The 15981-nt window shown below is 43.5% G+C and carries 8 protein-coding genes; all 8 read right to left on the reverse strand.

Going from position 1 to position 15981, the window contains the following annotated elements:
• Window positions 1-33: 33 nt before the first annotated feature.
• Window positions 34-4899: a phosphodiester glycosidase family protein gene (locus tag BK582_RS19780; RefSeq protein ID WP_078596688.1), complete on the reverse strand. Its 4866-nt coding sequence runs from the start codon at window positions 4897-4899 to the stop codon at window positions 34-36.
• Between the two features lie 98 nt (window positions 4900-4997).
• Complete coding sequence (locus tag BK582_RS19785) at window positions 4998-6701, reverse strand: serine hydrolase domain-containing protein (RefSeq protein ID WP_078596689.1); 1704 nt, start codon at window positions 6699-6701, stop codon at window positions 4998-5000.
• A gap of 147 nt (window positions 6702-6848) precedes the next feature.
• Window positions 6849-8117 carry an exo-beta-N-acetylmuramidase NamZ family protein gene (locus BK582_RS19790; protein WP_078596690.1) on the reverse strand — a complete coding sequence of 423 codons (1269 nt, stop codon included), beginning with the start codon at window positions 8115-8117 and terminating at the stop codon, window positions 6849-6851.
• Between the two features lie 539 nt (window positions 8118-8656).
• Window positions 8657-10756, reverse strand: coding sequence for a glycoside hydrolase family 3 protein (locus BK582_RS19795; protein WP_078598163.1), 2100 nt, complete (start codon window positions 10754-10756; stop codon window positions 8657-8659).
• A gap of 618 nt (window positions 10757-11374) precedes the next feature.
• A complete protein-coding gene (locus tag BK582_RS19800; RefSeq protein WP_078598165.1) occupies window positions 11375-12214 on the reverse strand; it encodes a MurR/RpiR family transcriptional regulator in 840 nt (279 codons plus the stop codon).
• Between the two features lie 67 nt (window positions 12215-12281).
• The gene (locus BK582_RS19805) at window positions 12282-13127 is read right to left on the reverse strand and encodes a carbohydrate ABC transporter permease (protein WP_078596691.1); all 846 of its coding nucleotides are present in this window, start codon (window positions 13125-13127) and stop codon (window positions 12282-12284) included.
• Window positions 13128-13512: 385 nt separating this feature from the next.
• Window positions 13513-14406, reverse strand: coding sequence for a carbohydrate ABC transporter permease (locus BK582_RS19810; RefSeq protein WP_078596692.1), 894 nt, complete (start codon window positions 14404-14406; stop codon window positions 13513-13515).
• Window positions 14407-14524: 118 nt separating this feature from the next.
• Window positions 14525-15937, reverse strand: coding sequence for an ABC transporter substrate-binding protein (locus BK582_RS19815; protein WP_236939226.1), 1413 nt, complete (start codon window positions 15935-15937; stop codon window positions 14525-14527).
• Window positions 15938-15981 lie beyond the last annotated feature (44 nt).

Genomic DNA, 15981 nt, shown 5'->3' on the forward strand with positions numbered 1-15981 from the left:
AAAGAAGGCAGCTGGTGAGCTGCCTTCGTACAATTAGTTATTATTCCTTCCTGGTCTCGCCTGCTCAGGGACAAAAACAGCATTGAAGCTGTCTTCAGCAGTTCCGCCTCTTCCGTCATCAGCGGTCAGAGTAATCTCTGTTCTGCCCTTGGATACAGGGTCTATTATTAATTCCTCATTTTCCACAACAGCTGTGGCAATATCTTCACGACTTGATGATACTGAATATACAAGAGTGTCTCCATCTTCGTCTGTAAATGTTTCGCTTATATCGATAACGAGCTGTTGATTAATATTGCTTACTTGATTTTCAACAGGCTTATTAACGCTTGGGGGAGTGTTCACCGGTTCTTCTGTATCCTTCTCAAACGACACAGCATCTACAACATGACCGTCTATTGTAGTTACTTCAAGGCTGATTTCATTACTGTCCACTGTTAACGCTGAGAAAATCTGGATATCCTCATCAAAGAGTTTTTCAATGTAATCATACTCTTCCCCAGGGTAAAACTTCGGTCCTGCAGAGCCTCCCGTAATATACACAGTACCTTCTTCCGCAGGTGCACCGTAAAACATAGGATAAGTGCGTGAATATGCATGGTCATGGCCGACTAACACGAGATCCACTCCTGATTCTTCAAGGGCTGGAGCCAGTATTTCTTTCGTCAGATCATCCCCTCGCAGCGGATTGCTCAAGTAAGGAGGTCTGTGAAACATAGCGATCTGCCACGTTTTACCGGAATTATTGACTTCCTCTTTCAGCCAGTCCGCCTGCTGTTCCATTTCTTCTCTTGTTGATTCGGAATTCAGCATAAGGAAGTTTGCCTCACCATATTCAAAGGAATAAACGAACTCCTCCTGGCCTTCCGGACCGTTTTGCGGGTACTGGAAAACACTTCTGAAGGTTTCTTCTCCATCTCCGTAAACATCATGGTTGCCAAGGACTGCCATAAATGGAATCCGTGAAATTAATCCTTCAGAGGCCTCAAAGAAATACTCCCATTCCTGCAGCAGATTTCCGTTTTCCACAATATCACCCCCATGGAGCATAAATCTTGCATCCGGGTGTTTAACGAGTGCGTTATTAAACAACTCAGTCCATATACTAAACTGTTCTCTCGTTACTGCCTGGCTGTCTGCGGTGAATAAAAATGTGTAGGCTTCGTCCCCGGCAGGTTCAGTTGTAAACGAATAAGGCTCACTCCAGCCATCCGGTTCACCATTGCCTGTCCGGTAAATATACGTAGTGCCTGGTTCGAGGCCAGTTGCTTCTGCTTCATGAATTCGCATTTCTCCGAGATTATCAGTAAATAAAAAGCTGGTTCCTTCTGCTCTTTGAACATTATCAGCAGAAAAGTCGGTAAACTCACTTTCCGGCACAAATTCTGCCACACTCCCCTCAACAGGAGGAGCTGTCCGCCATGTGAAACTCTGGGTAGTTTTAGGAGACTGCTGCCATGTTAAAACAAGATTTTCAGGTGTTTTCCCCCCGAGCTGAGGAACTATCGATATTTCTGCAATCTGGCTGACAAGCTCATCTTTGACGGCCTGAATCCTGTAGGTGAGAACGGATAGTGCCAGAGTATCTGTTATAAACACTCCATTATTGTCCGTAATGCCGAGTGGAGTTCCCCAGTCCTCTGTGCTTGCAGCAGATGAAGAAACCCAGCCTGGCGAGCCGTCAGGTAAATAGATTCTGTAATAATTTTGTCTTGTCTCGCTGAATAAATAACGGTCACCTGCCAGCGCCTCTCCTGTAACATTTCCTCCAATAGCACTGTAAACTGGTGTATCCTCATCAATAGTTAATAAACCAAGCTCCGGATCTATTATGTGTACTTCCGCTCCTTCAACAGGTTCGTCTGTCTGCTGGTTTATGACTTGAATTTCACTTGTGGAACCATAGGATACTCCCTTCACAGACAAGGATAACGGTTGTCCCACCGTTGCTGTGTGAGGGAGAAGTCTTGTTGTCATGCTTCTTCCATCACTGTACGCGATTTCTCCATAAACAAAATTCAGTACAAAATTACCTGCAGCCTCTCTGTTAACTGAGAAAGTAATTTCTGCAGCAGTTTCTTGAGTATCCAGATTACCTAATTCCAGTAAATTATCAAAAGCAAGGAATATACGGCCATTTTCATTATCTGCTTCATTAGTTATTATTTGTTCATCCCCAAACTTTTCCCCAATATGAACCTGTACGCCTTCACGATCCGGGTCCCCATCGACTACCTGGACAATATCCGGATCGAATGTCAATTCTGTATTCATTCCCTGAAGCTGTGAGGGCTCATCAATTGTAAGTTCCACGGTAAATTCCAGTCCCGCGTATATTTCTTCAGGTCCGGAAAAGCGGTATTGAGGGCCTCCTGATTCTACATGGAAAGACCACTCAGCGAACGCAGGATTTCCGGAAAGGTCTTTTACTGCCGCATAAACGACATTGTAACCATCAGCCATGGCTTCTTCAGGGGTGTAGCTGATCTCACCTGTACTTTCGTCAAATTCAGCATTCACCGCCTCCCCATTTATTAAGAGCTCGACAGATTCCGGATCAATTCCGGATCCTCCTTCATCGTCGCTTGCCACTATGCTTATCTCGGGAGTATTTGTATTAACAATGCTGCCGTCCTCCGGTTTCATATCTGTTAACGAAGGGTTTATTAAATCTTCATTTGTTTCACCGTACACTGCCCTGATCTGATCAATATAAAGAGTGCCCGCAGTTTTATTGTCGTCATACGTTGCCATATATCGCACTGGTATTTCCATTTCCAGCGGGGCAGGGCGCCCTTTTGGCACATCAGCTTCGACATATTTCCAGCCTTCCCACGTTAACCCGTCTGGATGGTTTTCCGTGAAGTTTACGGGAAACCAGTTATTGTCCCCGTCCCGCATTTGTGCTCTGAGCCATTGGTTATTGCCATCACCATATACCCACATGCCGATTCTCTCAGGATACCCTTCCACTTCGATCCGTTCATACGGGGAAGCGTACACTCCCGAAGTTCCCTGCTGGCCGGTAAAATCATAATCAAGGCGCATCGCATGATTTCCAAACCTGACAGGATCTGCCGGAGCTGTGGCAAGGCTCATATCTATCGAAGTATACCGGGCCCCGTGAACGTACCAGTGGTCAATACCATTTTCAAAGTCTTCCAGGATCACTGGTTCTTTTCCAACTTCAACTTTAACGGTGGCCTCGACTGATCCATAGCTTACAGTTATAGTCCCGCTCCCTGTCCTGTCAGCAGCAGTAAAGACTCCCTCATTGTCAATTGTTCCAATATTACCTTCCACGTTCCAGGTGAATTGTTCATTATCAGCGTATACCTTTTGTCTGTCATTATATGCAGATACTTCAAGTACTATTGTGTCGGCAGGATCCACTGTTATTTCTGACTGAGGAAAAGCAAGGTCTGTCAACTCATTCACTAATTCAATGGCTGATATGCCTGATGCCTCTCCTGCTGAAGCATGAATCGTTCCCCTGCCCGCTTCAGATCCGGCTGTAAATATTCCATCATCGGTTATTGAGCCTGAAAGGTTTGCTACTGACCATTCTGGTTCCCCTTCTATTTCGGCTGGATTATGAAATTCATCCATCCCTTTTACAGTAAAGCTGTAGCTGCTTCCTGAAAGTATCCTTAGCTGCTGCGGAAGAACTGCCAGCTGACTGAGCGACCCTTCCTTTGCATTACTCACAAGCAGCAGAGAATTAGCAACCTCCCGTTCCACCCCGTCTGATGGGACATTAACAATATCTGCTTCCGTTTCACCAGGCTGCCTTGCAAGCATAGTGGAGGATCCACCACCGTCAAGATTCACTGCCTTTTCAGCGCCATATTCTTTCATTAACTGAGCTGTTTCTTTTATTGTTATTCCTTCGCTGTATCCTGGGTTTCTTCCGTCAACAACTGCAAAAAAGACAGATCCGTCTTCTCTGATACCTGCGGCTGTTCTCGGTGCAACCGCATTACCTGCACCAGCTGCTTCTAAAGTTACTTCCCCCTGGTCAACAAGGAGGTGATTTCCTCCTACCGCTTCCTGTACATCTCCCCATTCATCAGATAAAGTAAAAGAGATTTCCAATTGATCATTATCAGACAAGGATGTTAATAATGCTTCCGAATTTCCCCTTGCTGACAAAACGAAATATCCTTCCTCAAGCGCTGAATTACCAGTATTTTCTTCAACGCTTACCACTGTTCCTGATATTTTATTTCCTGAGCGGACCTCCCCTTCGTCAATCCTGACAATTACTTCCGTACCTTCATCACTCGTTTTTGTACTGTCGCTAAAAGTTTCAGAATACAATACAAGATCATTTGCTCCCCGGCCCTTATTAAGAGTAAACTGGCCGGGAACATCTTCATATTCACCATTTATCTTTATTGACATTGCCAGCTGTGGAACACCGATCACTGCTTCCCCGTTCTCTTTAAAGCCTAATGCGGTTCGGTTTACCGGACTCGTATAAATTTCACCTTTGTGAATCATTAAATGAATTGGCAATCCATTGGATGTATTATAAAAATCACCGTTGACTGCCCCGATAACACGGTGTCCGTCCCTGCTGACAGACTGGGCCTGTTCGGTAGTTTTCTGCATGCCCAGCACCTTGCCGTTTGAAAGACCGGTTTCGAAAGAAAGATGTTCCTTTCCACCTTCTATATCAAGAACATGCAGATGCTGCTTCCCTGCCTCACTTTCCAATTCCAGTGTACTCTGAAGGACTCCCGGTGCTACAGGGCTTGTCCATTCATCAATTATTTCCCCAAGCGATAATGATACTTCTTCTGCGGAAGTTTCGGGAGTGTTTGCCGGTATACCGCTCAAAAATACTAACATCGCGAAAAAAACATAGATCGTCCGTTTCCACTTGTATCCTGTCATTATAAAACCTCCTTAATTTTTATACAGAAATAGATCCGGCCCTGCATGTTGAGCCGGATCTGAGAGTTGCTAAAACGGTATAATAGACTTATATTTTATCAATAACTCCTCTTACTCCATCCCTCACCTGAAAACTCAGGGTTTGCTTCCATTCCATCAGAGGTAAGCTTAATATTATGAACGTACCAGCCTCTTCCGTTCACTCCGCCGTCAGTACTGTAGCGGAACCTTATAAAACTAGTATCTTCAGGAATAATAACTTCATTTTCCAGCCACGTGCCGCTGCTGCCGTCCGCAATTTCACCAGCGTTAGTCCAGTTCTCCCCATCAGCAGAAACTTCCACATACCCTCTGTCATAACCAGCTTCTGTGCGATACCATGTATTATAAGAAAGGACAGCAGGTCCATTCAGTTCCACCTCAGCTGTCAGAGACCTGTTCAGGTTGTTCCCATAACCTGAGAACCAGGCATCATCTCTGCCTGGAACAGCTACAGGAATGGCGTCTGCAACAGCACGGGCAAATTCCTGTCTTCCAGGATTTGTAGAAGGATTAGAACGAGATGGATGGACACGGTTTGTCAGTAATATGGCAATCGTTCCGTTATTTTTATTGATGACAAGAGAGGTTCCTGTAAAGCCTGTATGTCCAAAAGTTGTTCCTTCTGAAAGGGCATCCATATAAAAGCCCTGTGCCAGCTGCCATCCTAACGCACGGTTGGCACCTGGGAATTCTTCCGTCTGGTTTGCCGTCATTATTTCCACTGTCTCAGGTTCAAGAATCCGTGTTCCTCCATACCGGCCTTCATTAAGAAACATATGGGCGAATACAGCCAGATCTTCAGCAGTTGAAAAAATACCAGCATGTCCCGCTACACCATCAAGAGCCCATGCATTTTCGTCATGTACTTCCCCCCAGACCATTCCTCTTGCGGGGAAAGACTGATATTCTGCTGCGGCAATTCGGGGTTTCAAAGATTCAGGGGGATTATACATCGTATCTGACATTCCAAGGGGCCCGGTAATATTTTCATAGACGAATTCGTCCAGCCGCTGCCCTGAAAGAGTTTCAATTAACGTTGCAAGGGCGATCATATTTAAATCACTGTATCTGTGTGTTGCTCCCGGCTGAGACTGGAGTCCGTATTCATTAACATACTGGATCCTGTCTTCTCTCGTTTCACCATAACTGTACAGTGGTATCCATGCTGCAAAGCCGGATGTGTGATTCATCAGCTGGCGGATCGTCACGTTTTCTTTTCCGTTTTGTGCGAATTCAGGGATGTATTGCGCTACGGGGTCATCAAGGTTAAAGTAATTTTGTTCGTAGAGCTGCATAGCAGCTGTAGTTGTAAACATTTTACTTATCGATGCCATATCAAAAATAGTATCTTTCTCCATAGAAACAGGCTTGTCCATTACTGTGCCGGAACTGTCACTGTACAAGGCGGCATGCCCGTAAGCTTCATGCTGCACTATATGACCTCTGCGGGCTACAAAAGTTACTGCTCCAGGAGTAACATTATTCTCAATCATTCCTTCTATTGCCTGGTCAATGCTATTAAGGGGCTCCTGCCTCAACCCGGCTCCCCGTGCAGAACCAGGGTGAAGCACGGGAGAGAATTTTCCGGGAGAGTCCCATGAAAACACAGGGTGGGCTTTTGCGTATGAGTTTTTATCCACTTGCTTCTCCATTGTTGGCTGAAAAGTCTGCTCACCATCGGGTCCCGCTAGAGCAGCTCCAGGAAGAATTAGTGAAGTACCTACTATTACAGCCAGCGTTGACAACGTTAACTTTTTCATATTTCCTCCTATTTGGCCTGAAGCCTTTATAGTTTTATTTTAAAAACTAGTATCTTTTCAATAACGCATGTTTGTTTACAGTGAGCTGGTTATATCTGTAACGGAAGAAAACCGCCGCCAGATTACTGGAAGGCGGTTTTCTCTAAATTAATAAAGCAGATAGTTTTCACGCTTCGTTTTGAATTCTTCCAGATCATCTTCCCATTCAGCCATAATTTGAGCTACAGAATAACCATCAAGAATTTGCTGGCGAACTTCTCCATTGCCGATCAGGTTATCGAAGAAGGATCTGAAAATAATATCTTCCGGATAAAGGTCATGTATTGTCTTGACTAAGTGGAGCCCCATTTCCACACTATTAAAATTATCAGGATCTGTCACATGAATCTGAACACCATGGCTCAGCGTGTTGGCATTTTTCGAGAACGTCGGTGTAAAGGACGCTGCACGGAAAATAACTCCATTAAGGCCAATAGCATTCATTTCAGCCGCTAATTCTGTACTGTTAATAAACGGTGCCCCAACAAGTTCAAACGGTTTTGTTGTTCCACGTCCCTCAGAGACATTGGTTGTACCTTCAATGAGAGCAGCACCAGGGTAAACTAAAGCAGTTTCCAGAGTAGGCATATTCGGTGAAGGCAGAACCCATTCTAATGGAAGATCATCATATTTAAAGGAGCGGTTCCATCGTTTCATTTCCACAACGGTCAGGTCAGCGCCAATTTCAAATTCTTCATTAAAATAAAGAGCAAGCTCCCCTACAGTCATACCGTGTCGAAGTGGAATCGGATATAATCCTACAAATGAACTGTAATTCGGATCTAATACCGGCCCTTCTACGTCAAGTCCTCCTAAAGGATTTGGTCTGTCCAGCACAACAAATTCAATATCATTTTCCTGAGCCGCTTCCATCGCGTACGCCATTGTGTAAATATAAGTGTAGAAGCGTGTTCCTACATCCTGAATATCAAAAAGGAGGACGTCCACATCTTCAAGCATTTCCGGTGTTGGCTTTCTTGTCTGCCCGTATAAGCTGTACACAGGCAGATTTGTTACTTCATCAATATAAAATGGCACATAAGCACCTGCCTGCGCATCCCCACGCACCCCGTGCTCAGGACCATAAAGAGCTGTAAGATTAACCCGGTCATCATTATGAAGGAGGTCCACAATGCTGTTCAGGCTGCGGTCAACACCAGTCGGATTCGTAATCAGTCCAACATTTTTTCCTTCAATAACATCAAACTGTTCTTCCAGAAGCATTTCAATACCAAGTTTGAATTGCTTTTTATGCCCTTCTTTATTTCCCTGCCCCTGCGTGCTTCCGTTGCCAATCCCCTGGCCAAAGGCAACGGTGTAAGTTGAGATAAGTAAAACGATCGTTAAGAACATTATAAGAAAGCGCTTACTTTTCATTGGTTCATCCACTCCGTTCATAATTTAGTTTCACAAATAAGAATAGCCCACTGTGCCATCATGCAGCTGGCAGCTAATTCACCTCCCTGCCATATGTAAATGGAATTCTTGCATACACTGTAACGTAAATACTCAATTAACTTTAGTGGACTAGACCTCAATACAACTATACATATGAAATCAACATATTTATATGGGAGTTAAGATATGTTTTCTTAAATTCCCTGTTATTTTTATTACTTATGATCTAGTAAATTTATCTAAATTTTCTTAATTTTTATTATATTAATTTGTTTAATAGATTATTGGCCTTAAATCCTTGCTGTATAAATTGAACCTTCAATCAGTGGGGGTTTTATTCATCCCCCACTGATTGTTAGTTGAACTAATCGGGATGTTAGCGTCAGTTATCTCCAACCTGCACATCACCGGTTCAACCCATGTTTTGAGGTGGGATTACGGACGGTTACATCGGGATAAATAGTAAAAACCCTCCTGAAAAATTCAGGAGGGTCCATTAAGATTTATCCTTTGCTAGCTTAATACGTTAAACCGTGCCCAAACTCGTAAAGGACATTTCCATTAAAATCAGGAATCGTGATCGGGAGCTGTCCTGTTGGTGCATTCTCACCAAAAATTGTCGCTGCTGTTGCGGCAAAGCTGGCTGGCCTGAAACCGTACTGTGCGATATAGGCATCTACATTCGGATATGCCATAATGTCATACGGGTTACGAATTCCCACGGCAATAACAGGTGCTTCTGTTTCTTTAACAATGTTCTGCACCATTACCATTTGTGCGTTGGTAGCCGATCTTGCAGCCACTGTTGCAGTAGTTGTTCCAACAATAACTTTATCCGCATTTCTGATTTGATCCCACTGAGCTGAACTAATCGCACCAGTTGATGAGGCATTAATTGCAGCAGCATCTGGCTGATACTCTCTGATTGCCCTCACAAAATCTGCATGATAGCTTCCCGCAACCACAACAATATTCTCATCTTCCCCAGCTTCCAATGGTAAAACATTATCGTTTTTAACCAGAGTAATAGATCTTTCAGAAGCTTCCTGCTCAACCTGCTTGTGTTCCTCGGAACCTACTACCTGGACAGCATTCGCAATTTTTTCATCAAGAGGCTGAGGGCTTTCTTCTTTAAAAATACCACGCTCAACTTTTAGAGTGAGGATTCGTTCTACGGAAGCTTCCACTCGCTCTTCCGTAATTTCCCCTTCATCTACCGCATTGTACAGCCCTTCCGCTACAGCCTGAAGGCCTACTGGCATCAGAACGATATCAGATCCAGCCTGTACTGTACGGATAGCTGCATCAACCGGACCGAAGTGATCACTGATAGCCTGCATATTCATAGCATCAGTAATGATGACACCTTCATATTCCATTTCATCTCTCATTAATTCAGTGAGCACTTTATAAGAAAGAGTTGCCGGTAATGCGATTTCCTGACCAGTTTTCCGAGAGATCGCTTTAGTGCCGTCAATTTGCGGGAATGTGACATGTGCCGTCATAATCGCGTCAATTCCCGCATCCATCGCCTGCTGGAACGGATATAATTCCACTTCCAGAAGTCTTTCTTTATCGTGAGGCACTTCAGGAAGGCCTAAGTGAGAGTCTACATCTGTATCCCCGTGGCCCGGAAAGTGCTTAGCTGTTGCAGCCACACCAGTATCCTGTAACCCATTTGTATATGCGACTCCCAGTTCTCCTACAAGCTCCGGATCTTCACTGAAAGATCTTACACCAATTACCGGATTGTCTGGATTATTATTTACATCAAGCACAGGAGCAAGGTTCATATTTATTCCCAATGAAGCAAGCTCTTCCCCAATGGCATGCCCTACATCATAAGAAATCTCCGCTGACCGGGTAGCGCCAAGTGCCATGTTTCCTGGCATATCCGTACCAGACTGAAGACGTGTAACGATTCCGCCCTCCTGGTCAATAGTAAGGAGGAGCCCAAATTTTTCAGCAGCATCCTGGTACTGGGAAACTAACTTGGCTGTCTGCTCAGTTGTTACTACGTTTTCCCTGAATAAAATTACACCTCCAAGATGATAGTCCTTAACCAGCTGCTCTATTTCAGGAAGCATTTCTGTTACATTACTGCCATTCCAGTTACGGAAGTCCGGCATTAGCATCTGTCCGATCTTTTCTTCAATAGTCATATTTTCGATCGCATGGCCGATAATATCATATTTCTCACCCTGTTGTTTTATCACGGCCGGCACACGTTCGGGCTGTCCTTTTGTATTTCTTCCATCCCGTGCAGGTTTATAGTCCAGTGCAATCCGGTCAGTAAAAGTGCCATCTGTTACTGACACAAAGGTTCTTCCTGGCTGTCCAGTAAATGTAACTGTTCCCTCTTCGTCAACCTGCGCTACATTCTTATTCGAAGAGTGCCATTCCAGTCCCTCCTGGATACTGGTAAAATGCCCTTCGTGATAAATATTAAGCGCTTTCAAATTAATCTGGTCTTCCTCCACCTCTATTACTGCCTGCGGAACATTCTGTAAGATCACAATGTCTTTTACTCCAACTGTTTCTGCAGCTTCAGCATAGCTGAGTGCCGCACCTGTAAATAGCTGTGAAACTGTGAGGACGGAAGCGAGCATAGCAGCCATCAGGGGTTTATGTAGCCTTTTCACAAAAATTCCTCCTTTTGTTTTTGGACTGAATGAAAAGCTGGCCTCCCTTCAATTTTTTTCCTGAAAAAAATGAACGAAAGAGGTTTTGCAAAACAGATGACTAGTAAACTATGTTATAAAACCTAATAATAACTTACATAATTTATGTATAGTTGTCTATACCACTAAAACACTATAACATTTAATACAATCTGCTAATTCAGGGAAAGTACTTCAATAGACTTAGTCGGTTAGACACTATTTTTCTGCACAATTAAATGGGCACAGCCTGGTTTCCCGCATCATAACTTATCATTGCTGAAGTATTCCATATGATACTTATTACCTGCTTAATAAATATATTTAGAAATTTCGGAAAACTTATGCAGAAAAGTCACATATATATAGCTTTACTCTTCGATATTATTTAATTTATTATGAATAAAGGTCACTATATACAAAACGACATTCTTCCTTTTCATCAATCAGGCTAGATAACCACCATTTCATCAAAAAAGGAGAATGTCGTTGTTTTACTGATAAAGGATCAATGTATCCTTGTTTTTCTATTTTTATCCCTTTAGTCAAGGTCTGACCTAAAGCCTGCGTTATTCCTTATTTCCGGCTTTTTATAAAATCCATGGATTCTTTAATTTCCTTTAAATAGTCAGAAGCCAATGCATACTGGTCTGTAACTACGCATACAAAAAGAATGTCGATCATATGGAGCTGGGCGAGGCGGGAAGAAGTTGCCCCGCTTCTGAATGGGGCGGGTACTTCTCTTGTAGCGGATATAAATAAAGGGATGTCCGCACTATCTGAAATAGCTGACTGTCCATAGCGGGTAAGACTGATCGTGGCAGCCCCTTTCTGGTTAGCAAGTTCAATAATTTTAAGTGTTTCAAGCGTTTCTCCTGAAAAAGAGATAACGAACACAACATCATTTTCGCTTACATTTGCGATATACATAGCAGCGTTATGGATATCGGTAAAACAGGAGACAGACTTATTCATACGAAGAAATTTCTGCTGGGCATCCTGTGCAATAATCCCGGAGGCTCCTACCCCGAAAAAATGAATTCTGTCAGCTTTTTTCAAGGCTTTTACAGCCATGCCAAGCGCTTCATAATTCACCAGCTCAGAAGTTTCCTTCAGTGCCTGAGTAGCGTTGTTCGTCAGCTTTTCTACTATTGCTTCCTGCGTTTCACCTGGCTCAATATTACTGTACTGGACAGCCGGGGATTTCATTAAATCCCCTGAGACCCTGAGCTTCAACTCCTGAAATCCTTTTAGTCCGAGAGATTTGCAAAGTCTGATAACTGCCGCACTGCTCGTACCGCTTTCTTCTCCAAGAGAAGTTGCAGTCAGCTGAATTGCATGGTGCGGCTTTTTAATAATATATTCTGCCACTTTTCTTTCTGAAGGAGGCAGTTTGCGCTTATATTCATTTAACATTATTAATCCGCCTGAAAAAGAGTTAGCTGTTGTCCCCAATTGTATCTCCCTCATTTACTTGTTCTTCTTATCCTTTGATTGCACCTTCTGTCATCCCTTTGGAAATCCTGCGCTGGAAAATAGCGTACAGAATAATAACCGGAATGATCGCAATTGTCAAGCTGGCAAACAGCGTTCCCCAGGCATTTGTATAAGCTGCCTCCCTGCTTATAAAGTCGATCGCCAGACCTAAAGTGTAATTTTCTCTTGTCTGCAGAAAAATAAGCGCCATGAAATATTCATTCCAGAATTGTATCGCGTTCATAATTGTAACAGTAATAATTCCGGACATGGATAAAGGAGTAATGATCTTCCACAATATCCTGTAGGGAGACATGCCATCAATTGCCGCTGCTTCCTCCAGCTCTTTAGGAATGGAACCCATAAACGTAGTTAATACAAAAATACTGAAAGGCAGCTGAGAAACAGCATATACAATAGCAAGCCCAAATAAATTATCCAGCATGCCAATATTCATAAGCAGGAAAAACAAAGGAATCCATCCGAGCACCATAGGAATCATCATTGCCGCTATGTACAAATTAAATAAAACTGTGCTCCCTTTGAAGGTCAGTCTTTCCAGTGCGTAAGATGTTGGAACAGCCAGTATAAGTGTGAGCAGAGCGCCAACAACTGTCACAAACAGACTGTTAAACACACCTAGATCAATATTGTAATTATTCCAGGCGTCAAAAAAGTTCTGAAAGTTAAACGATGCCGGGAGGCCCCACGGATTCGCATAAATTTCCGCATTTGATTTAAAAGACCCTATGATCATCCATATAATAGGATATAATACAGCAACAGACCAGATAATTAAAGGAAGTCGGATACCTGTGCGTTTTAATATATGGCCTTTTGGTTTCCTGTCCACTTCGTTAACCTCCTTTATTTTAATAGCTTAGTTAATTTGCTGTTGATTTCCGCTAAAAATGCTCGCTTGCACCGCAAGGGTACAAGGGCCACATCCGTTCTTGCTTCACTTCATTCGCATTCACGGTGTCTTCTTTGCCTCGGGCATTGCTTCAGCTTCCTCGGGAAAAAAACATGTGTCTCTTCCTCTGCTAGTATTGCTTTGAAGCTGCATCCGTCGAGACAACTCGCAGCGGATTCATGAAGTAACGCTCGTCCCTGCGGGATCTTCAGCTAATGCTATTCCCGAAGGCGTCTCACACTTTTATCTACAATCAATATTATTTTTAAGATAAACGTTCAATTAAACAGAGCCAATATAATCAATACTTCCACTGTCCTGTAAGCTAGTAATCCACTTTCTCTCTCCTGAGGAGCTTTTGCAGTATGAACACAGTCAGCAGTGAGATTACCAGAATCATAACGCCGATCGTTGCTCCGTAACCGAAGTTGTATTGCTGAAACGCCTGCTGGTATAAATAGGAGCCCATGACATGTGTAGAATTATTCGGGCCTCCCCCTGTCATGATCTGCACGATAATGAATGACCCGTTTAATGTGGTGATGACGATATAGAGAATGGAAACTTTAATTTGCGGCCATAACAATGGCACTGTAACTTTCCAGAACTGCTGCCATTCACTGGCCCCATCAAGCTCAGCCGCTTCATAATAGCTCTTGGAAATGGTTCCGATTCCACCCATTAACATAAGCATAAATAAACCAATACCAGCCCAGACGGAAGGGAGCACTAATGATGGCAGGGCCCAGGTCTCACTGCCCAGCCACGGACGTGTCCAGTTTTCCAGACCGATGGCTTCAAGAGCCGAGTTAACCAGCCCTAAACTCGGGTTATAAATGAACGTCCATAATATCCCAATAACAACAACGGACATTATATTTGGGAAAAAGAAAATGATACGGTAAAATGGGGCTTCCTTTAGTTTCATCTGCATTATTGCTACTGCAAAATACATGGAAAGAATCATAATTCCGAATACTTTTGTTACTACTAAAAAGTAATCATGCATAATGGTTCTTGGGATAATTCCGTCATTGAAAAGGCGTACATAGTTGCTGACACCTACAAACTCTCTGTTTGCAGCTGATCCTGACCAGCTGAAGAAAGAGTAATAAAGCCCGCTGATCAAAGGGTACAGCGTAAAAACAGCAAACAGAATAAACGTAGGTACTAAGCAAAATGCCAGAAATAAGTATTTTTGTTTTTTTGTTTGTACCATAAAAATTCCCCTCCTCTCCGGACTCACAACTTTCAAGGAACTTTCCGGTAATCGAGTAAATTAAAGAAGGAATGTAAAAGCAAAGACGATACTTTGCCTTTACATTCCATAAAACGTATTATTCTCCCCTGTAATCAGCTGTGGCCGCTTCCGCTCTTTCAGTAAATTCTTCCACTGAGGAATTCCCAAGCATCAGGGCAATAAGTGCATCGCCGATTGGTGTTTCAAGATCAGCACTCATTGGGTGCGGACGATGATAAATTTGCACCTGGTCAGGGTCATTAATCATTGCATTTGCTTCTATTAAGTACGGTGGCACATTTTCATTTTCGGAAAGGTCGACACCTTCCAGGTTCATAATTGCTCCAGTATGCTCAGAGAACAATGTTGCATATTCCTGAGTGAAAACAAACTGGACAAATGCTTTAGCTGCTTCCGGGTTTTCTGCATTTTCAGCTATTGCTAAAGGTCGAAGGTCCGGAACGATAGCATAAGGCTCACCCTCATCCTGAATAGGAGATGGTATAAAACCAAATTCAAATCCATCAGGTACATCATTCGCCATTTCATTCGGCAGCCAGAAGCCAACCGGGATAAAGGAATGGTCGCCAAGGAGGAAGTTCATTTGTGACTGTGTATGGTTATATGCACCAAAGCCGTCATAGATGTATCCTGCTTCCTGCATTTCAGCGACTTTTTCCATTTGGGCTACTACTTCATCTCTTTCCCAGACTCCTTCAGCTCCTGTTACAATATCTGCAAGGAGTTCATCTCCGCCGGCAGCTCCAAAGGCCGGTGTTAACACTCCGCGGAGGAAGTAATAAGGATGCTGCCCAGTTGTAACAAATGGTGCAATTCCTTCGTTATCCTGAATCTCCCCCATCGTACTCATCCAGCTGTCAAAACCGGTTGGCACTTCATAGCCTTGTTCCTCAAAATTTGCTCTGTTATACCATGTACCCCAAGTATCAAATACGAGCGGAAGGCTGTAAATCTCCCCGTCATAAGTTGCAGGGTCTACAATAAAACTGTCAGCAAGCATATTACCATCGGCAGTTTCCACTTCCTGAAGCCATTCCGTTAAGTTCATAAGCTGTCCGTCTTCCACCATCTGCGTTTCGCTGGACCCTGCCCCATCGATGTAAACAACATCAGGAGGATTATCGGAAACCCAGCGGGATCTCATTTCGTCATTAATATTCGGGCCTGCATGTTCAACAATAGTGACATCAGGGTACTGCTCCTGGAAATCACTGATTACTTCTTTCCACCAGGAATCCCCGTAACCTCCTACGAAGTACTGGATTTCCAGTTCGCCCGAAACCTCTCCGTCTCCTCCGGCATCAGCATTTGCATTGGCGTTGTCATCTGCATTGTTATTGGCATCGGAACCATTATTAACGGCATTGTTGTTTCCACCATTATTTTCCTCTCCGCCTGTTTCATCATTCCCGCCGCATGCTGCTAATGTACCAGCCATCAACCCAGCTGAAAAAGCTACAGTAAACAATTTTTTCCATGATCTCTTCAACTTTATTATCCCCCTTTTGAAAGTTAGTTATCTATGAAACACTT

Source organism: Evansella clarkii (genome assembly GCF_002019695.1).
Classification (GTDB): domain Bacteria; phylum Bacillota; class Bacilli; order Bacillales; family Salisediminibacteriaceae; genus Evansella; species Evansella clarkii.